The following is an 18,774-nucleotide window of genomic DNA, read 5'->3' as shown; positions in this document are numbered from 1 at the left end:
AACGAACGATGGGCCACTTGCGTCACCTATGAAAATTCACGCTATCAGCCAGACGTTGCCCCACGCACGTTATCAGCGTTGCCCGCAATGCGATACCCTTTTTTCCTTACCGGATGTGAAATCGCATCAGTCGGCTCACTGCCCGCGCTGCCATGCAAAAATTCAAAGCGGCCGCGACTGGTCAATGACGCGACTCACGGTGATGGCCGTGACCATGATCGTGCTGATGCCCTTCGCTTTCAGTCTGCCATTAGTGGATATTCGCCTGCTGGGCATGCGCATCAACGCCAGCCTGGTGGAGGGCGTGATCCAGATGGCGCAACAGGGCAACGTGCTGACGGCCTCGATGGTCGCGTTCTGTACCATTGGCGCGCCCGTGACCTTAGTTGCTGGCATCTGCTATTTATGGATTGGCCACGCCCTCGGCATGAACCTACGTCCGGTATTACTGATGCTGGAAAAACTGAAAGAGTGGGTGATGCTGGATATCTATCTGGTCGGTGTGGCGGTCGCCTCTATAAAGGTGCAGGATTACGCCGCGCTGGAAGTGGGCTACGGTCTGGTTGCGTATATTGCGCTCACGGTATTGAGTTTATTGACGCTGATCCACCTCAACGTCGAACAGCTATGGGAGCACTTTTATCCGCAGGCAATACCGACCTCACCCCCTGAGGAGTGGCAGGTGTGCCTTAACTGCCACCAAACGGGCGTGGCAGATGAGCGCGGGCGCTGCATGCGTTGCCACACGCCGCTCGATTTCCGGCGTCGCCACAGTTTGCAAAAATCCTGGGCCTCGCTGATTGCCTCCATTGTGTTGTTGATCCCCGCTAACCTGCTGCCGATTTCGGTGGTTTACGTCAATGGTGCGCGCCGTGAAGACACCATCTTCTCGGGTATTTTGGGACTCGCTTCAGGCAATATTCCCGTGGCCGCAGTGGTATTTATCGCCAGTATTTTGGTGCCTTTCACCAAAGTGTTGGTAATGCTGACATTATTAATCAGCATTCACTTCAAGTGTGAACAAGGTCTGAAAACCCGTATCCGCTTGTTACGCGCCGTCACCTGGGTGGGGCGCTGGTCGATGTTGGATCTGTTTGTGATTGCGATGACCATGTCGCTGGTTAATCGCGATCAACTTTTTGCTTTTACCATGGGACCTGCCGCCCTTTACTTTGGCGCGGCAGTCATCCTGACCATTATGGCTGTTGAGTGGCTTGATAGCCGCCTGATCTGGGATGCACATGCAACAGGAAACGCCGACTACACCGACTAGCGCAAATCTGCGTAACAAACGCAAGATTTCGCCGTTCTGGTTATTGCCCATTATTGCCCTGCTGATTGCCGGCTGGCTGCTATGGACCAATTATCAGGAGCGCGGTACCACCATTACCATCAACTTCCAGACCGCGGACGGCATTGTGCCGGGCCGCACGCCAATTCGTTATCAAGGCGTGGAAGTCGGTACTGTACAGGGCATCGTGCTGAGCGATGACTACAACAGCATCCAAATTAAGGCCAGCATTAAGAGCGACATGCGTGATGCGCTCAAGGACAACACTAAGTTCTGGCTAGTGACGCCGAAAGCCTCTCTGGCGGGGGTTTCTGGGCTGGATGCGTTGGTTGGCGGTAACTATATCGGCATGATGCCAGGTAGCGGCAACCCGCGTGAGCATTTCACCGCGTTGGATACTCAGCCTAAATACCGCGTCAACACCGGCGAACTGTTGATCCATCTCCACTCACCTGATCTGGGTTCACTCAATACCGGTTCGCTGGTGTATTACCGTAAAATTCCGGTGGGTCGCGTTTATGACTACAGCATTAACAGCAACACCGATGGCGTGACCGTCGATGTGCTGATTGAACGTCGTTTCGTCAACCTGGTAAAAAAACAGAGTCGTTTCTGGAACGTCTCCGGCGTGGATGCCGATATCAGCTTAAGCGGTGCAAAAGTAAAGCTGGAGAGTTTGGCTGCGTTAGTGAATGGCGCGATTGCCTTTGATTCCCCAGAGCAAGGAGAGCAGGCCAACAGTGACGAAAACTATCAGCTCTACCCCGACCTGGCACGCAGCCAGCGTGGCGTGCAGATCGGTCTTGACTTGCCAAGCGGGGATAACCTGAAAGCCGATAGCACCCCTTTGATGTATCAAGGCCTTGAGGTCGGTACCTTGACCAAACTTAACCTGCTACCGGGCGGGAAAGTCACAGGCGAGCTGACGGTCGATCCTTCCGTCACCGGTTTAATGCGCAGCGGTACGCGAATTGAAATGCGTGCGCCTAAGTTAAGCCTGACTGACACCAATCTCAGCAGCTTGCTGACCGGCAACACCTTTGAACTGGTTCCCGGGGAAGGACCCGCACAGGATCACTTCACCGTGTTACCGGCAAGTGAAACCCTGCTGCAAAAACCGGATGTGCTGACCGTACAGCTTAGCGCACCAGAAACCTATGGCATTGATGCGGGCCAGCCGGTGATGCTTTACGGCATGAAAATTGGTCAGATCATCTCCCGTCAGTTGGATGAAAACGGCATCAGTTTCGCCGTGGCGATCAACCCGGAATATCGCCATCTGGTCCACGCAGACAGCAAATTCATCGTCAACAGCCGTCTTGACGTGAAGTTCGGTCTTGATGGCATGCAGGTATTAGGTGCCAGCGCGCGGGAATGGGTGGATGGCGGCATTCGTCTGGTGCCGGGTGCCAAAGGTAACCCTTCTACACGCTATCCTTTATATGCCGATGCAGAACGGGCACAGGAAGGTATTATTGGCGATCAGCCACCAACAACATTGAAACTCACGGCCAGCAGTTTGCCAGACGTACAGGCGGGTTCGGTGGTGCTGTATCGCAAGTTCCAGGTCGGGGAGGTTGTAGATGTGGTCCCACGTGCTGATGCATTTGAGATTTCCGTCCATGTTGAGCCGCAGTATCGCAAGTTACTGACCAATGAAAGCGTGTTCTGGGCCGAAGGCGGCGCAAAAGTGCAATTGAACGGCAGCGGCCTGACGGTTCAAGCTTCTCCACTTAACCGTGCGCTTAAGGGCGCCATCAGCTTTGATAATCTGACTGGCGCGCAGGCGGCAAAAGGCGTGAAGCGCGTGCTATATGCTTCAGAAACCGCCGCACGTGCAGTGGGTAGCCAGATCACGCTGCACACCTTCGATGCCAGCAAGCTGGCGGCGGGCATGCCCATTCGCTATCTCGGCATCAATGTCGGTCAAGTTGAGTCGCTGGCATTGAGTAAAGACAATAATCAGGTGGTGGCGAAAGCCGTACTTTATCCAGAGTATGTGCAAGATTTCGCGCGCGTCGGCAGCCGTTTCTCGGTGGTCGCGCCGGAAATCTCGCCAGCGGGTGTCAATCATCTGGAAACGCTGTTGCAGCCTTATCTCAATGTGGATCCTGGTAAAGGCGCGCAGGCTCGAACCTTCGAGTTGCAGGAAAGCACCATTACCGATTCGCGTTACCTTAATGGACTCAATATCTACGTGGATGCCACCGAAGCCGGTTCGCTGTCGCTGGGAACACCGGTGCTGTTCCGTGGTGTAGAAGTAGGTACGGTCACCGGCACGTCGCTGGGTAACATGGCCGACCGCGTGCAGATAGCGCTGCGCATCAGCAAGAAATATCAGCATCTGGTGCGTAATAACTCGGTGTTCTGGCTGGCGTCTGGATACAACCTCGACTTTGGCCTGATAGGTGGCGTGGTGAAAACCGGCACCTTCCAGCAGTTCATTCGCGGTGGCATTCAGTTCGCGACACCTCCAACCGTGCCACTGGCGCCGCAAGCAGGCGCAGACAAGCACTTCCTGTTGCAGGATGAAGCGCCGAAAGAGTGGCGCAGTTGGGGAACGGCCATTCCGGACCCTAATTAACCAATCGGGCAGCCTGCGGGCTGCCCGTTTTATTTGCACGTGTTACACTTCGCGCTCAATTTGTTACCCGGTAGATGCCCGTGTCCGAACGCTTTCCTGAAGACTTCCTTGCGCTGATGCGCGCCAGCCTCGCTGATGAGGATGAACTACAACGCTTTTTAGCCATCAGCCAACAACCGCTGCGACGCAGCCTGCGCGTGAATACCCTGAAAATCAGTGTTGAGGCGTTTCTGGCACGCACGGCGCATTACGGTTGGCGTCTGACGCCGGTTCCCTGGTGTGCAGAAGGATTCTGGATTGAGCGTGACGATGAATCGTTGCCACTGGGCAGCGTTGCGGAGCATCTCAGCGGTTTGTTCTATATTCAGGAAGCCAGCTCAATGCTGCCCGTCACGGCACTGTTTGACGCTGCACCAGACGCACGTCAGGTCATGGATGTGGCCGCCGCGCCCGGTTCTAAAACCACGCAAATGGCTGCGCTGATGCGCAATGAAGGTGCGATTCTCGCTAATGAGTATTCGGCAAGTCGGGTAAAAGTACTGCATGCCAATATCAGCCGTTGTGGGGTAAGCAACGTCGCGCTAACCCACTTTGATGGCCGCGTGTTCGGCGCTGCTTTGCCAGAACAGTTTGACGCCATCCTACTGGATGCGCCTTGCTCCGGCGAAGGTGTGGTGCGCAAAGACGCCGATGCACTGCGTAACTGGACCCTGGCGAGCACCGAAGAGATCGCCGCGACCCAACGTGACCTGATCGACAGCGCTTTCCATGCATTACAACCTGGCGGCACCTTGATCTACTCCACCTGTACGCTGAATCAGATTGAGAATCAGCAGGTGATTGCCTGGTTGCAGCAACGCTACCCAGATGCTGTGGAAATTATGCCGTTAAATGGCTTGTTTGTCGGTGCTGAGCAAGCGTTGACGCCAGAAGGCTTTCTGCACGTCTTCCCACAAATCTTCGACAGTGAAGGCTTCTTCGTTGCTCGCCTGCGCAAAACGGCCAGCATCCCTGCCTTGCCTGCGCCAACCTATAAAGTGGGTAAACTGCCCTTCTCGCCTGTTAGCCGCAAGTTTTCAGCTGAAGTGCAGCAAGCCGCAGCCAAAGTCGGTATACAGTGGGACGATAATCACAGGCTGTGGGAGCGCGATAAAGAGTTGTGGCTGTTCCCTGCCGCGCTGGAGAGCTGGCTCGGCAGAGTGCGTTTCTCGCGTATTGGACTGAAGCTGGCTGAAACCTTCCCAAAAGGTTATCGCTGGCAACATGAAGCGGTAGTAGCGCTCACTCAGCCAGGCAGCGCGTTAGATTTCGAACTCACCGAAGCGGAAGCGGAAAGTTGGTATCGAGGGCAGGATATACGTCCTGACGCGCTGCCAACGCGTGATGAAATCATTGTCACGTTCCAGCAACAGCCGCTGGGGTTGGCGAAGAAGGTCAGCAACCGCATTAAAAACAGCTATCCTCGCGAACTGGTGCGTGATGGGCGTCTGTTCCGTTAATTTTTACTGAAGCCGAACCAGCGTTAAGCGATTACCGAACACCGCACCGGTATCGATATAGTGCTGGTTCGCGACGTTCAAAGGCTGTTCCAACGGCGTGTGACCAAAATAGAAATCGCTGGCACCCTCGATACTGGCAGACGTACCACGATGATGCCGCCCAAGACGATCTCGACTCCACACCACCTGATGCCAGTCGACATCCTGACCCAGCTCATAATGGCTGGCTGGATAGTCGGCATGGGCAATCACCACAACCCGATCCGCGAGTTCAATGTGCAAGATCAACGGCAAATCGGCGCAGCGCTTCAACGCGTGGCGTGCCGCAATCAGCTCTGCACCTTTCAGCTGCCAGAACCAATCACCGCCATTCATCATCCATAGCATAGGGTCTTGCCCCTCAAGCGCCGAGAGTGCCATCTGCTCATGGTTGCCTCGTACGCAGCGGAACCACGGTTCCTGAAGCAACTGCAAACAGCCGGGGCTGTCTGGCCCACGGTCGATAAGGTCCCCCACTGACAGCAGCAAATCCTGCTCTTTATCGAAATCATGTAGGATGAGTTGCGAATCCAGTTGGGCGCGACAGCCGTGTAAGTCACCGACGACCCAAATGTTACGCCACGTTTTGGCACTCAGCGTTTGGTATAACATGTAATCCTTCCCGGTTGACTGGAAGTTTAGTAAACCCGGCATAAAGTATAGTCCGGTGAGGTGAAGGCAAGGGAGGGAACAGCATGAGCAGCCGTAAACAATTTATCGGGGTGTTAGTGTTTATATTCCTTGGCAGCCTACTGCTGCTGGAATCGATTGCGCGCTTGGTGCATTTGCTGTTTGTTGGGTGACGGCGAATTGCTTCGATAAGATGGCAGGAAGATTTTCATCAGGGCTGCATCCTTACAGCCCTGATGAAAGTCCCGTCCGGCGCTTATCTCCGGCGCTCAGTGAAGGCGTTAGCTCTGTGCGGGACGGCAACGACCTTACCAAGTAAGACAATTCCGAACAAGATAAATGATATTAAATATCATTATCATTCGCGTTATTTACACTTTCCTTACAGTTGAAGTTCAAATCTGTGCTACTCCTCTGCTCCCGCACCTTCAGTCACTTGCTCGCCTTTTGCTTTACTAAACTATAAGTGAAGTGATTTTAAAAGGAGCAAGCGAATGAAAGACTATTACAAGATCGACCTGGAAGTGTTTATGAGTAATAACGCGGATCTTATTAAGGAGATTAAAAGCAAAGCGCCTGTATATGCCGACGAATTGGGATTGGAGGTGGTGCAATATATTAATCGTGAGGTTAAACAAGCTCACCTGGATTATATCGACAGCCTGGGGGTGCACGATCCCTATGAATATTACATCTCACAACATGAAGAGGATCGTTATCTGGCCGATCAGCTGATCGCTCAGCATCGTGCTGCACTGCATCCGACATCCTAGCCTGTTGATTTGCCACACAACTCGTGTGGCAAAGACGGCTGTTTATCGCGAGAGCAAGAAGATAGCCAGCAGGAAAAACACCCACAATCCGGCAAAGGTGGCGAACCCGACGCGCGGGGTTTTCGCCCGACCAACCACCACACCAATAAAGATACACAGCAGCGTTAAGGTGCCAATCATTACCCAGAGAAGATATTGCGCATTTGCCATGAAGAATCCTTATTTACCGGCAATAAAACGATGCGCACTCTTATACCATTTTTCCAGCACGCTGACTGCTACTAAATGACCGCATATTCAGTGCTGGCTTGGGTTCATCAAGCCGTTGGGTGATGGCAACGCACGGTTTTTAACTGTTCTAGCTCCGATAACCGCGCAGCGGCATGTTTGTTGGCGCTGGCCTTGACGATACCGTTGCCGATACCAAAATCGCCGATGAAGCCAATCACGGTCAGCGCATCAAACTCACCGGTTTTATCAATCTGCTGCTGTACGCTGTGGGTTTTTGCGATCTCTTGATCAAGCGTCGCGCAGCTGTAAGTTTGCGCCTCTTCATCACTCACTTTAGCCGATTGCGGGTATTGCTTTAGTGCGCAGCCGGTAAGAAGCATTAACGCGAAAAGTAGACTGGTAGGTTTTAACATCTTATGACTCTCGTTTAGGCCGGTACGGCTGGTCGTTTAGCTGCGAGGAAATGTAGCATGTGAGGCGTGACGCGATTGAGGGAATAACAGGCTGGATTTCGGGCAATTCACGTAAAAATGGAGTAAGGATGTGTTGGTTAAGGCGGTGATATTCGTTGCGAAGTTAATTGTCCTGGTTGAACCTGGATACTACTGCTTTAGCATTAAATATTGATATGTGATTATTGTCATGAACTTTGGTATCAGTGTGGGCCATAGCACCTCTGCAGCTGCCGGGCCGTCATGCAGACGAATAGCGTGAAGGTACCGAGTCAGCGGCACGAGGGCAACCAGCCTCAAAACGGCACCAGACTGCGTTATCACCACACGCGTCAACAAGAATTAACTGATCGCAAAAGTATGTCGATGACCAAAAAGCACTTGGATTCTCGCGGTCAGGAATATGTGATGATTTGATTCGGATATAATTATTTCTGACAAATTTCGGACAGTTTCGTACTTGCTGAAAATAATCCTTATAAAACATCAGCATAAAAAAAGACCCAATACGATTCCTGTATCGGGTCCAGGGAAATGGCTCTTTGAGAGCCGTGCGCTAAAAGTTGGCATTTTTGAAGGCGACTTCTCGCCTTGCCTTTTAAAGGTAGTTCAGGAACGATTATTTTCCAGCCAACCGCGAGGCCAGGAAGAGGAAGCTGCCAACTCTGTGATCGTGCTGACACATCGGAGAAGCAAGCGTAGCGGCAAAATTGTGCGCTACGCCCGTATTTTGGTGTGATTACTTACCGCACAGCTGCTGCGCACGATCAACGATCGGCTGCAGGCTCATTTTCTGACCTGGATGCGCTTTATCTTCTGCCACGATGGTATCAATCGATTGCAGTGTCCCTTTGCCCGCGTCGACACGCGCGTGGGCTTTATCATTAAGTGGATACTGCAACAGTGTGCTCGGGTTGATAGCAAACAGTGAACCGTCTTTCTCGCAGGTCAGCATCACTTCTTCACGCGTGAAGGGCCACTTGTCTTTACCGATCTCAAAACGACTGACGGTAATAATCTGCGCGGCCATTGCCTGGCTGCACAGCGCCATCAGCACGCAAGCTGGAATCAATTTCTTCAGCAAAATATCGACCTCATCTTTTCTTTCATCACAATTCAGGCCGGCGACAACGTGGCAAACACGCTGACCAGTCCGACAACAATAACAGCCAGCAGCAGCTCAAGCTGCGTCAGGCGAATAAAATTCTGTGGTGCCCGGCTGCCAGCAACGTAAAAGCGTGGCACCAGGTAGTAGCGATTGATGAGCGCAATGCCCACCATCATCATCACCAACATGACCTTCATTACTAACATTGCGCTCCAGAACGTGGCAGGCCAGTTCAGTGGTGAACCGGCAATCAACCAGCTATTGATCACGCCCGTCAGTAGCGCCAACGCAACGGCCAAGTGTCCATAACGCGAAAAGCGCATCATGCAACGAATTGCATCCGTGCGGAAAGCGATCTGACGAGCTTCACGCATCAGTATCAATAGCGGATACAGGCCACCGGTCCAGAACGCGGCGGCAATCAAATGGAGTGCATGGTTACTCTGCTGCAGCAAACCCGGCAGGCCGTCACGCATGGCAGCGTGCCCTACTCCGGCTAACGCAATAATTTGCAGTAGCCCACTGACCAATAAAATCTGTTGACGCAGTATGCCACGCAACAGCAATGCCAGTATGCTGACCAGTGCGAAGGCCAGCTCCCAGCGCCAGACGGCACCGAAGCGGGTATTCAACACGGCCTGCCAGGTTTCGACATCGCTAACATTACGCCAGTCGCCGCTCATCAAACCGGTTTGCGTCGCCAGCATCAACAGCGCACTGATCAGACTCAGTAGCGCTGTGGTCACTAAAATTCGATGTAAGCGTTGTGCCAGCACCGGACGATAACGCCGCGGTGCCAGCAGAGCCGTGTAGAACGCACTACCCGCCAGCAACAGCACGGCAAGAAAATGCAGGGCGCGCAGCGCAATCCACAACGTACTCAAGCCCATTGGTTACTTCACGCTGAACGCGTAGCTTCCCTTGGTTTTATGGCCATCCACAGACAGCACATGCCAGTTCACCTGGTATTGGCCGGATGGTAATGGCTTGCTGATAGGGACAATCAGTTGATCGTGCTGCTTATCATTAAGCTTGGCCTTTTCCACTGCCACCGGCTGGTTTTGCACATTCAGCACTTCCACACCGCTGAAGGCCGGTTCGACATCTTCAGTAAAGGTCAGGGTCAAATTTTGTGGAGAACCGTCAACCACCGCTTTATCCGCAGGGACCGGAGTTTTAAGGTGGGCATGTGCCAGTGCAAACTGACTGAATGCTAACGCAGATGACGCCAGTAACAGCGCCACAACTCGGTTTAACGCAGTTTTCTTCATCACTTCTTCCCTTTTTGATGCGGCCAAGCGCCGTCAACGTGGCAGCAGGATACGCCGCTGGTTAAAGCGTGTCGAGACTTGCGATGCGATCCAATTTCCTTGATCCGTAAAGGGGAAACCATTACTTTTGCCCCTGTTTATCAGGAGAAATGCATGAGCCAAAACCTTGCCCTGCTGTCGCAGGAAGAGAAAGACAAAGTGAACGTTGATCTGGCCGCCGCCGGAGTGGCTTTCAAAGAGCGCTACAACATGCCGGTGATTGCCGAAATGGTCGAGCGTGAGCAACCGGAAGCCCTGCGCGAATGGTTCCGTCAGCGCTTGATGGGCTATCGTCAGGCATCGCTCAGCCTCTCTCGCCTGCCCTATGAACCCAAACAGAAGTAATTAATCTATGTTACGCGTTATCGATACCGAAACCTGTGGCTTGCAAGGCGGCGTGGTCGAAGTTGCGTCAGTGGATGTGATCGACGGCCAAATCGTCAATCCGATGAGCGATTTGATTTGCCCGGACCGCCCTATCAGCCGCCAGGCAATGGCCGTGCATCGCATCACGGAAGCGATGGTCGCCGACAAGCCGACTATTGAAGAAGCGATTGGCCGCTATCACGGCAGCCCGCATTACGTGGCACACAATGCCAGCTTTGACCGTCGGATGTTGCCCATCATGCCCGGTGAATGGATCTGTACCATGACACTGGCACGCCAGCTGTGGCCCGGCATCAAATACGGAAATCAGGCACTGCGCCAAAGCTTGAAGCTAGATGTCACGCCACCGAGTGAATTGCACGCCCACCGTGCACTCTATGACTGCTACGTCACTGCCGCACTGCTGATTCGCATTATGGAAACATCAGGTTGGAGCACCAGTGAGATGATCAGTCGCTGCCAGCCTGCGGAGGTCAGCGGCGATGTCTTCCCGTTTGGTAAGTATCGTGGACAGATCATTGGCAGCATTGCCCGCAAAGATCCCGGCTACTTACGCTGGGTGCTGGAAAATGTGCGCGATTTGCGCCCGCCATTGCGGCAGGCGCTACGCAAGTATGTTAAGAGCGATCAATAATCGATGCGGTCTGGCAAACTGCCCTGCGCCAGACCAATCAGGAAGGTAAATTCCTGAGCGACCCCTTCATAAGCTTTGAAGCGCCCTGATTTACCGCCGTGCCCAGAATCCATCTCTGTACAGAGCAATAACAGCGTGTCATTGGTTTTTAACTCGCGCAGTTTTGCTACCCACTTCGCCGGTTCCCAATACTGCACTTGAGAATCGTGCAATCCGGTGGTGACCAGCAGATGCGGATAGGCTTTGGCTTCGATGTTGTCATACGGGCTGTACTGGCGAATGATGTGGTAGTACTCCGCCTCTTCCGGGTTGCCCCATTCATCGTATTCGCCGGTGGTCAGCGGAATTGACGGATCCAGCATGGTGGTGACCACATCAACAAACGGCACTTGCGCCACCACACCGTGGAACAATTCTGGCGCAAGGTTGATCACACCGCCCATCAATAGCCCTCCCGCACTGCCACCCATCGCATACAGCTGCTGCGGATTGGCATAGCCTTTCGCTACCAGCGCTTCCGTCACATCAATGAAGTCGGTGAAGCTGTTCATCTTATGTTTTAAGCGACCATCGTCATACCACTGCTGCCCTAGCTCCCCGCCGCCGCGCACGTGGATAATCGCGTAGACAAAACCGCGCTCCAACAGACTGATGCGGCTGGTGCCGAAACTGGCATCCATACTGCTGCCGTACGCACCGTAGCCGTAAGCCAGCAAGGGATTGCTGCCTGGCTTAAAGTGTTTGCGGTGATAAACCAGCGAAACGGGGACTTCAGTGCCATCACGAACCGTAATCCAATGGTGTTCACTTTTGTAGTCGTCGGAAGTGAAACCCGGCACTGGCGTTTGTTTCAGTACTCGGCGATCACCGGTTTCCATGTTGAGTTCAAACAGCGTGGTTGGCGTAGTCATCGACGAATAACCGTAGCGCAGCGTGTCACTCTCCGGCGAAGGGTTGTAGGCCAGCCAAGTGACATAAGCGGGATCGTCAAAGGCAATCCCTATGCTTTCTCCACTTTCCCAATTGATCTGGCGTAGCGTGTTAACGCCACGCTGGCGCTCTTCCACCACCAACCAATGGCGGAACAGCTGGAAATCTTCCAGTACCACATTGTCACGCGCCGGAATCAATGCCTGCCAGCGATTTTCCGCCAGCCAGGCACTGCGATACAGGCCGAAGTTTTTACCCTCACGATTGGAACGGATATAGAAATGATGATCGTAGTGATCGATGCTGTATTCATGGTCGCGCCGGCGTGGACAAAATACCTGTGGCTGCGCATCGGGATACTCAGCATCGATCAGCTGAATTTCACTGGTGTTGGTGCTGTACATGGCAATCAAGATGAAGTGCTCTGACGTAGTTTTATGCACGCTAAGATGGAAACTCTCATCTTTCTCTTCATACACCAGCTGATCGTCAGATTGTGGATGGCCCAGCTCATGACGCCACACCTGATAAGCCAGCAACGTTTTTGGATGTTTGCGTACGTAATAAAGCGTGCGGGAATCATTCGCCCACGCCACGCTGGAGGAAGTATCGCTTAACACTTCTGGATACCAACTGCCACTCTCTAAATTGCGGAAGCGGATGCCATATTGACGACGTGACAGATAATCTTCTGCCAGCGCCATCACCTGGTTGTCGGGGGTAATCGCCAGTGCGCCCATGGTATAGAAATCACTGTGCGATGCTCGCTGGTTTCCATCGATCAGCAATTGCCAGGGTTCATCAGCAGGTGCGTCCACCGATTGACGGAAATAGATCGGGTATTCATTGCCTACTTCGTAACGACTTTGGTAACGGTAGCCGTTCTTCACATAAGGCACCGAGTGATCCTGTGCGGGAATACGGTCAATGATCTCTTTGAGCACCCGCTGCTGTAAATCGTCTTGTGATGCCATCATCGCCTTGCCGTAGGCATTTTCGGCATGCAGGTGGTCGAGAATCTCGGGATTTTCACGATCATCATCGCGCAGCCAATAGTAGTTATCGGTGCGCGTTTCACCGTGCAGATTCATCACGTGGGGGATTTTTTTCGCTTGTGGCTGATGCATTGTGGCTCCTGTCCCTGAAAAACAACATTCAGCAAGCGTGGCACTTATCACGCGGGAAGCCAAGCATCAGCGCACATGATGTGTAAATGAGAGCGATAACCTGCCTCTCAATCAGGGTTACGCGGCTTTCTCGCTTTCAATATCTCGTTGAATCCCCTCGCGCACGTCTTGCGGAATCTTTAAGGCATCACCCAACGCGGAAAGATAGCTGCGTTCCATAAAGTGATCCACATCGATGGCGGCACAGCTCAGGAAATAGAGTTCTAAGGCTTCCTCTTCGTTTTTAACATCCGCCGCCAACCAGTGTGGGTCAAGAGGACGATTCATCGCTTGTTGGATCAAGGCTTCTGCCTGGGCGCTATAACCGGCTTGATGAATGTTTTGCCCAATCGCCGCATGCTCGCGTTCATCAATGTGACCATCACTTTTGGCCGCGAACACTAATGCCGTGACCAACCGCTCTGCACGTTGATCAACCGGCGTCTGTAATTGACCAAAACCGGGTTCATCCTGATGGGTTTCGCGCACCCGCTGTTTGTACTTGTTCCACAGCACCGCCCCCGCAGCGGCGCCACCGCCAACCAGCAGCGCTTTGCCACCATATTTGGTCAGCAGTTTACGGGTAGATTTACTGGCCACTAATAATCCTGCCAGACCGCCAAGCGCACCGGGTGCTAACATATCGCTCAATCCACCTGATTTCCCGTCCCCACCTTTTTTCGCCAGCACGGATTGGATCTGCTGCAGCCAATTATTCATCGTTTAACTCCTGTTTAAGTTTCCGCATTCCATGCTGCCGCAGCTTGTGTCAGGTAACGTCAGAGCGGGAAAAGTATGGCAAACCTGTTTGAGGCGAATGCGTGAGTACGCAAACGTTTTCGTTTATACTGCGCGCGCATTTTGACTGCTAAGGTGAAATTATGACGACTCTAGGAACTGCGCTGCGTCCTGCCGCAACGCGTGTGATGCTGTTAGGTTCAGGCGAATTGGGCAAAGAAGTGGCGCTGGAGTGTCAGCGTCTGGGTGTGGAAGTGATCGCGGTGGATCGTTATGCCGATGCGCCTGCGATGCACGTTGCCCATCGCAGCCATGTGATCAATATGCTGGATGGCGATGCGCTGGCAGCGTTAATCGCGCTGGAGAAGCCGCATTTTGTGGTGCCAGAAATCGAAGCCATCGCCACCGAAAAATTGCTGGAACTGGAGGCTCAAGGCCAGAAAGTGGTGCCAACCGCCCGTGCTGCGCGCCTGACCATGAACCGCGAAGGTATTCGCCGTCTGGCAGCAGAAGAGCTCTCCTTACCCACTTCAACTTATCAGTTTGCTGACAGCAAAGAGAATTTTGTCGCTGCCGCACATGAGATTGGCTTCCCGTGCATCGCGAAGCCGGTAATGAGTTCATCCGGCAAAGGCCAGAGTTTCATTCGTGAAGCCAGCCAGCTGGATAAAGCCTGGGATTATGCACAGCAAGGCGGTCGTGCCGGTGCCGGTCGCGTCATCGTGGAAGGCGTGGTGAAGTTTGATTTCGAAATCACCCTGCTGACCATTAGCGCGGTCGATGGCATTCACTTCTGTGCACCGATTGGTCACCGTCAGGAAGATGGCGATTATCGTGAATCCTGGCAGCCACAACAGATGACTGAATTAGCCCTGCAACGCGCACAAGATATCGCCGCGAAGGTGGTCAAAGCGCTGGGTGGTTATGGTCTGTTTGGTGTCGAGCTGTTTGTGTGTGGTGATGAAGTGGTGTTCAGTGAAGTCTCACCGCGTCCACATGATACCGGCATGGTGACACTGATCTCTCAGGATATGTCAGAGTTTGCGCTGCATGTGCGCGCCTTCCTTGGCCTGCCTGTTGGCGGGATTCGTCAATATGGCCCGGCAGCATCGGCGGTGATTTTGCCGCAGCTGGATAGCCAAAACGTGCAGTTTGTAAATATCGAAGCGGCCTTAGGTGCCGGTCTGCAACTGCGCCTGTTTGGTAAGCCTGAAATTGCCGGTCAACGTCGTCTCGGCGTCGCGCTGGCAACCGGCGAGAATACTGATGATGCTATCGCGCGTGCTGTCGCGAGTGCCGCAGCAGTGAAAGTTGAAAGCTAATCCTGCCATTCACCTGTAAAGGGTAACTGACAGCGTTTAAGGGCGGCTCCAGCCGCCCTTATAGTACGCGTCACATTTCGCACTCTGGTAAATCCGTTATTTCGCGCCTTCAACCGCTTCACGCGCCAGACGTGTAATACGATCCCAGTCGCCGCTTTCCAGTGCATCGTTTGGCACCAACCACGAACCACCGATGCACAGCACACTTTTCAGCGCCAGATAGTCACGGTAGTTGGCTGGTGAGATACCGCCGGTTGGGCAAAAACGCACCTGCGGGAACGGGCCGCCAATCGCTGACAAGGCTTTGACCCCGCCATTAGCTTCAGCCGGGAAGAACTTGAATTCGCGCAGGCCATAATCCATACCCAGCATCAACTCGGAAACGGTGCTGATACCGGGAATCAATGGCACCGGACCTTCCACCGCTGCTTTCAACAAGGGTTCTGTTAAACCAGGGCTGATGACGAACTGGGCACCGGCATCGGTGACTTCTTTCAACTGCTGAGTATTAATCACGGTGCCCGCACCTACAATCGCTTCCGGCACTTCTTTGATCATCGCACGCAGTGCATCCATTGCCACTGGCGTACGCAATGTCACTTCCAGCACCCGCACACCACCGGCCACCAGCGCTTTCGCCATCGGCACCGCATGTTCCAGTTTGTTGACTACGATCACCGGTACAACGGGGCCCGTTGTCATGATCTGTTCAGCACTTGTTTTCCAGTTCTTCATCACGTTTCCTTGGTTGCTTCAGCCAGGCTTCGCCACGCTGTCAATAATTTCGCTCTACCATACAAGATTGGCTGGAGTGACGTCTATGAGTATCAAATATTTTTGAAACCTAGGTTCATTTTTAAGAGAAATGAATTTTAGATATAAAAAAGCCCGCACATAGCGGGCTTTGATGTCACGGTTTACTCAAACTCATTCCAGGAGCGACCGTCGCGGGTGATCATCGCCACCGAGGCCACTGGGCCCCATGTGCCAGCCTGATAAGGCTTAGGTGCATCGGCATCGGCATTCCACGCATCAATAATGGAATCAACCCAGCCCCATGCCGCTTCAACCTCATCACGGCGCACAAACAGCGCCTGAATGCCGCGCATGGTTTCCAGTAACAGACGCTCGTAGGCATCCGCCAGATGCGACTGGTTAAAGGTTTCTGAGTAGCTCAGATCCAGCTTGGTGGTCTGCAGTTTATGCTTGTGATCCAGACCCGGCACTTTGTTCAGGATCTCGATATCGACCCCTTCATCTGGCTGCAGGCGAATGGTCAGTTTGTTCTGTGGCAGCTCGGCGTAAGAGTCTTTGAACAGGTTCATCTCTGGGTTTTTGAAATAAACCACCACTTCAGAGCACTTGGTCGGCAAACGCTTACCGGTACGCAGGTAGAAAGGCACGCCCGCCCAACGCCAGTTATCGATATCCACGCGGATAGCCACGAAGCTCTCAGTGGCGCTCTGCTTGTTCGCGCCCTCTTCTTCCAGGTAACCCGGCACTTTTTTGCCTTGGACAAAACCGGCGGTGTACTGGCCACGTACCGTTTTGTCACGCACGTTGGTTTGATCAATACGACGCAGTGAACGCAGCACTTTCACTTTCTCATCTCGGATGGCATCCGCACTGAGATCGGAAGGCGGCGACATGGCGATCATAGTGAGGATCTGCAAAAGGTGGTTCTGGATCATGTCGCGCATCTGGCCGGCTTGGTCAAAGTAACCCCAACGGCCTTCAATACCCACTTCTTCAGCCACCGTAATCTGCACGTGGTCGATGGTGCGGTTGTCCCAGTTATTGACGAAGATGGAGTTGGCGAAACGCAATGCCAGCAGGTTCAGTACCGTCTCTTTACCGAGATAATGGTCGATACGGAATACCTGGTTCTCTTCGAAATACTTGCCCACGCTGTCATTGATCTCTTGCGAGGTCTCAAGTGAGGTGCCTAACGGCTTTTCCATCACCACACGCGCGGGTTTGGCATTCAGTTTGGCCGCACCTAAACCGTCACAAATTGCGCCAAAGGTGCTGGGTGGCATCGCGAAGTAGTTGATGGTGACACGTTCTTTCTGGTCAAGCATCTTGCCCAGCTTGGTGAAATGCGAGGTGTCGTTAACGTCGAGGTTGCAGAAGTCGAGACGGCTGCTGAGTTTGTCCCACAGCGCTTCGTCGATCTTCTCTTTCATGAAGGTTTCCAGCGCCTCACGCACCACTTTGGTGTAAGCGTCTTTGTCCCACTCTGCACGGCCCACACCAATGATGCGTGTGGTGTCGTGAATCTGACCCGCTTTCTCCAGTTGATACAGTGAAGGCAACAGTTTCCGGCGTGCAAGATCGCCTTTGGCACCGAAAATAACCAGATCGCATGCCTGGGCTGTTTGTGTTACCGCCATTTTCCTCTCCTCGTTGCAGGATGTACCCGGTTTGAGCGTCCTCATCATCCCAGGTCCTTATTGTAATTTTCTTACAGCACAATGTACTTTTTTCCCCGCATCGGAACAACCCAGACGCGGTGTGGCATTAGCCATTACTTTGAACATGATGGCGAACAAAGGTGTGTTGTGGTGTGCGCTTTACGCGCTTTTTCTGTTTCGATATTTGTCGGGTAAAACCCGGCAACGATCAAAGTATGACAAAAAAATCAGGCTTACATTTGTCCGCTGCTGCGTGCGAGGGCGTATTACACGGTATATTCTTGAGAATTGGCAGCGATTTCATCATTTGATGAAAGTGATTGAGGACTATCAGGTTAACGACATGCTGGAACACATTCAGGCGCAACTTGATGCGCTGAGTAAATCAGAACGTAAAGTGGCAGAACAAATCCTTGCCGCTCCGCAACAGGCCATGCACTCCAGCATTGCCACGCTGGCACGTGCTGCCGACGTCAGCGAACCCACGGTCAACCGTTTTTGCCATCGCATGGGTACGCGAGGCTTTCCCGATTTCAAATTACGTTTAGCACAAAGCCTGGCTAAAGGGCCAAACTGGGTTAGCCGTGATGTGGAAGAAAATGACAGCGTTGAGAGTTATAGCCATAAGATTTTTGATTCTGCATTAGCTGGCCTGAGTCGTGTGCGTCAGCAACTTGATTTACAGGTTATCGATCAGGCCATCCAGGCATTAACCGCCGCCAAAAAGATTGCCTTTTTTGGACTCGGCGCCTCCGCCGTGGTGGCCCATGATGCGACCAACAAATTCCTGCGTTTTAATCTGCCGGTCATCTGGTCAGAGGATATTGTGATCCAACGCATGAGTTGCATAAATAGTGGACCAAATGACGTTTTTGTTCTCATATCACATACTGGTCGAACCAAAAATATGATAGAACTGGCTCGCTTAGCGCGTGTAAACGCTTCCACAGTATTGGCTATCACCTCTCCGGGTTCACCCTTAGCGGCAGAAGCTTCTCTCGCTCTGACGCTCGATGTCCCTGAAGATACTGATATTTATCTGCCGATGGTTTCCCGCCTGGCACAACTCACCGTGGTTGATGTTTTGGCGACAGGTTTTACCCTTCAGCGTGGCACGGATTTCCGCGAAAACCTGAAACGGGTGAAAGAAGCACTAAGAGATTCGCGCCTGGAAAAGCGGGTGCAGGAAAATAATTAACATCACATTCACAATGTGAGTCGAATCACAGCCCATCGATCATATAGAATAGATGACCACACCGTGTC

The 18,774-nt window shown here is 52.9% G+C and carries 18 protein-coding genes; 8 read left to right on the top strand and 10 right to left on the bottom strand.

Annotation, left to right across the window (positions count from 1 at the left end; genetic code table 11):
• Positions 1 to 28: 28 nt before the first annotated feature.
• The 3 genes from yebS (at position 29) to rsmF (ending at position 5,374) form a co-directional block, all read left to right on the top strand.
• Positions 29 to 1,273 carry a membrane integrity lipid transport subunit YebS gene (gene yebS / locus HA51_RS10530; protein WP_084934469.1) on the top strand — a complete coding sequence of 415 codons (1,245 nt, stop codon included), beginning with the start codon at positions 29 to 31 and terminating at the stop codon, positions 1,271 to 1,273.
• A complete protein-coding gene (locus tag HA51_RS10525; protein ID WP_084934468.1) occupies positions 1,242 to 3,875 on the top strand; it encodes a PqiB family protein in 2,634 nt (877 codons plus the stop codon). The genes yebS and HA51_RS10525 overlap by 32 nt, the downstream gene beginning before the upstream one ends.
• A 74-nt stretch (positions 3,876 to 3,949) precedes the next feature.
• The gene (rsmF, locus tag HA51_RS10520) at positions 3,950 to 5,374 is read left to right on the top strand and encodes a 16S rRNA (cytosine(1407)-C(5))-methyltransferase RsmF (protein ID WP_084934467.1); all 1,425 of its coding nucleotides are present in this window, start codon (positions 3,950 to 3,952) and stop codon (positions 5,372 to 5,374) included.
• A gap of 3 nt (positions 5,375 to 5,377) precedes the next feature.
• Here the strand turns inward: rsmF and HA51_RS10515 are convergent, their stop codons facing one another.
• A complete protein-coding gene (locus HA51_RS10515) occupies positions 5,378 to 6,025 on the bottom strand; it encodes a metallophosphoesterase (RefSeq protein ID WP_084934466.1) in 648 nt (215 codons plus the stop codon).
• A 512-nt stretch (positions 6,026 to 6,537) separates the two neighbouring features.
• On the opposite strand from HA51_RS10515, the gene HA51_RS10510 reads away from it, so the two are divergent.
• Entirely contained in the window at positions 6,538 to 6,816 is a 279-nt protein-coding gene (locus tag HA51_RS10510) for a DUF6388 family protein (protein ID WP_084934465.1), read from the top strand.
• 42 nt (positions 6,817 to 6,858) lie between these two features.
• Here HA51_RS10510 and HA51_RS27195 read toward each other — a convergent pair whose 3' ends face one another.
• The 5 genes from HA51_RS27195 to copC form a co-directional block, all read right to left on the bottom strand.
• Entirely contained in the window at positions 6,859 to 7,026 is a 168-nt protein-coding gene (locus tag HA51_RS27195) for a hypothetical protein (RefSeq protein ID WP_169718783.1), read from the bottom strand.
• Between the two features lie 107 nt (positions 7,027 to 7,133).
• Entirely contained in the window at positions 7,134 to 7,460 is a 327-nt protein-coding gene (locus HA51_RS10505; protein WP_084934464.1) for a hypothetical protein, read from the bottom strand.
• Positions 7,461 to 8,238: 778 nt separating this feature from the next.
• Positions 8,239 to 8,586 (bottom strand): YebY family protein, encoded by a 348-nt coding sequence (locus tag HA51_RS10500; protein WP_084934463.1) that lies wholly within the window; start codon positions 8,584 to 8,586, stop codon positions 8,239 to 8,241.
• A gap of 29 nt (positions 8,587 to 8,615) precedes the next feature.
• The gene (gene copD / locus HA51_RS10495) at positions 8,616 to 9,497 is read right to left on the bottom strand and encodes a copper homeostasis membrane protein CopD (RefSeq protein ID WP_084934462.1); all 882 of its coding nucleotides are present in this window, start codon (positions 9,495 to 9,497) and stop codon (positions 8,616 to 8,618) included.
• 3 nt (positions 9,498 to 9,500) lie between these two features.
• The gene (gene copC / locus HA51_RS10490) at positions 9,501 to 9,878 is read right to left on the bottom strand and encodes a copper homeostasis periplasmic binding protein CopC (RefSeq protein ID WP_084934461.1); all 378 of its coding nucleotides are present in this window, start codon (positions 9,876 to 9,878) and stop codon (positions 9,501 to 9,503) included.
• Between the two features lie 153 nt (positions 9,879 to 10,031).
• On the opposite strand from copC, the gene HA51_RS10485 reads away from it, so the two are divergent.
• Positions 10,032 to 10,262 (top strand): DNA polymerase III subunit theta, encoded by a 231-nt coding sequence (locus tag HA51_RS10485; protein ID WP_084934460.1) that lies wholly within the window; start codon positions 10,032 to 10,034, stop codon positions 10,260 to 10,262.
• Positions 10,263 to 10,269: 7 nt separating this feature from the next.
• Positions 10,270 to 10,938: an exodeoxyribonuclease X gene (gene exoX / locus HA51_RS10480; RefSeq protein ID WP_084934459.1), complete on the top strand. Its 669-nt coding sequence runs from the start codon at positions 10,270 to 10,272 to the stop codon at positions 10,936 to 10,938.
• Here the strand turns inward: exoX and HA51_RS10475 are convergent.
• Together HA51_RS10475 and HA51_RS10470 are read right to left on the bottom strand one after the other, a co-directional pair.
• Positions 10,932 to 12,995 carry a prolyl oligopeptidase family serine peptidase gene (locus tag HA51_RS10475; RefSeq protein WP_084934458.1) on the bottom strand — a complete coding sequence of 688 codons (2,064 nt, stop codon included), beginning with the start codon at positions 12,993 to 12,995 and terminating at the stop codon, positions 10,932 to 10,934. The genes exoX and HA51_RS10475 overlap by 7 nt on opposite strands.
• Positions 12,996 to 13,112: 117 nt before the next feature.
• Positions 13,113 to 13,754: a tellurite resistance TerB family protein gene (locus HA51_RS10470; protein WP_084934457.1), complete on the bottom strand. Its 642-nt coding sequence runs from the start codon at positions 13,752 to 13,754 to the stop codon at positions 13,113 to 13,115.
• Positions 13,755 to 13,915: 161 nt separating this feature from the next.
• On the opposite strand from HA51_RS10470, the gene purT reads away from it, so the two are divergent.
• A complete protein-coding gene (gene purT, locus HA51_RS10465) occupies positions 13,916 to 15,094 on the top strand; it encodes a formate-dependent phosphoribosylglycinamide formyltransferase (RefSeq protein ID WP_084934456.1) in 1,179 nt (392 codons plus the stop codon).
• A gap of 96 nt (positions 15,095 to 15,190) precedes the next feature.
• Here the strand turns inward: purT and HA51_RS10460 are convergent, their stop codons facing one another.
• Positions 15,191 to 15,829, bottom strand: coding sequence for a bifunctional 4-hydroxy-2-oxoglutarate aldolase/2-dehydro-3-deoxy-phosphogluconate aldolase (locus tag HA51_RS10460; RefSeq protein WP_039335335.1), 639 nt, complete (start codon positions 15,827 to 15,829; stop codon positions 15,191 to 15,193).
• A 182-nt stretch (positions 15,830 to 16,011) separates the two neighbouring features.
• Positions 16,012 to 17,487 (bottom strand): glucose-6-phosphate dehydrogenase, encoded by a 1,476-nt coding sequence (zwf, locus tag HA51_RS10455; RefSeq protein WP_084934455.1) that lies wholly within the window; start codon positions 17,485 to 17,487, stop codon positions 16,012 to 16,014.
• Positions 17,488 to 17,851: 364 nt separating this feature from the next.
• On the opposite strand from zwf, the gene HA51_RS10450 reads away from it, so the two are divergent.
• A complete protein-coding gene (locus HA51_RS10450) occupies positions 17,852 to 18,706 on the top strand; it encodes a MurR/RpiR family transcriptional regulator (RefSeq protein WP_084934524.1) in 855 nt (284 codons plus the stop codon).
• The last annotated feature ends 68 nt before the right edge of the window (positions 18,707 to 18,774 follow it).

The sequence above is a fragment of the Pantoea rwandensis genome (genome assembly GCF_002095475.1).
GTDB lineage: Bacteria > Pseudomonadota > Gammaproteobacteria > Enterobacterales > Enterobacteriaceae > Pantoea > Pantoea rwandensis.
Note: the sequence above shows the minus strand (reverse complement) of the source record. Positions and strands in the feature narration are given on the sequence as shown.

Bases quoted from the DNA above. Each gene is read 5' to 3' on its own strand.
- yebS (WP_084934469.1), top strand. From the start codon at position 29: ATGAAAATTCACGCTATCAGCCAGACGTTGCCCCACGCACGTTATCAG.
- HA51_RS10525 (WP_084934468.1), top strand. From the start codon at position 1,242: ATGCAACAGGAAACGCCGACTACACCGACTAGCGCAAATCTGCGTAAC.
- rsmF (WP_084934467.1), top strand. From the start codon at position 3,950: ATGCCCGTGTCCGAACGCTTTCCTGAAGACTTCCTTGCGCTGATGCGC.
- HA51_RS10515 (WP_084934466.1), bottom strand. From the start codon at position 6,025: ATGTTATACCAAACGCTGAGTGCCAAAACGTGGCGTAACATTTGGGTC.
- HA51_RS10510 (WP_084934465.1), top strand. From the start codon at position 6,538: ATGAAAGACTATTACAAGATCGACCTGGAAGTGTTTATGAGTAATAAC.
- HA51_RS27195 (WP_169718783.1), bottom strand. From the start codon at position 7,026: ATGGCAAATGCGCAATATCTTCTCTGGGTAATGATTGGCACCTTAACG.
- HA51_RS10505 (WP_084934464.1), bottom strand. From the start codon at position 7,460: ATGTTAAAACCTACCAGTCTACTTTTCGCGTTAATGCTTCTTACCGGC.
- copD (WP_084934462.1), bottom strand. From the start codon at position 9,497: ATGGGCTTGAGTACGTTGTGGATTGCGCTGCGCGCCCTGCATTTTCTT.
- copC (WP_084934461.1), bottom strand. From the start codon at position 9,878: ATGAAGAAAACTGCGTTAAACCGAGTTGTGGCGCTGTTACTGGCGTCA.
- HA51_RS10485 (WP_084934460.1), top strand. From the start codon at position 10,032: ATGAGCCAAAACCTTGCCCTGCTGTCGCAGGAAGAGAAAGACAAAGTG.
- exoX (WP_084934459.1), top strand. From the start codon at position 10,270: ATGTTACGCGTTATCGATACCGAAACCTGTGGCTTGCAAGGCGGCGTG.
- HA51_RS10475 (WP_084934458.1), bottom strand. From the start codon at position 12,995: ATGCATCAGCCACAAGCGAAAAAAATCCCCCACGTGATGAATCTGCAC.
- HA51_RS10470 (WP_084934457.1), bottom strand. From the start codon at position 13,754: ATGAATAATTGGCTGCAGCAGATCCAATCCGTGCTGGCGAAAAAAGGT.
- purT (WP_084934456.1), top strand. From the start codon at position 13,916: ATGACGACTCTAGGAACTGCGCTGCGTCCTGCCGCAACGCGTGTGATG.
- HA51_RS10460 (WP_039335335.1), bottom strand. From the start codon at position 15,829: ATGAAGAACTGGAAAACAAGTGCTGAACAGATCATGACAACGGGCCCC.
- zwf (WP_084934455.1), bottom strand. From the start codon at position 17,487: ATGGCGGTAACACAAACAGCCCAGGCATGCGATCTGGTTATTTTCGGT.
- HA51_RS10450 (WP_084934524.1), top strand. From the start codon at position 17,852: ATGCTGGAACACATTCAGGCGCAACTTGATGCGCTGAGTAAATCAGAA.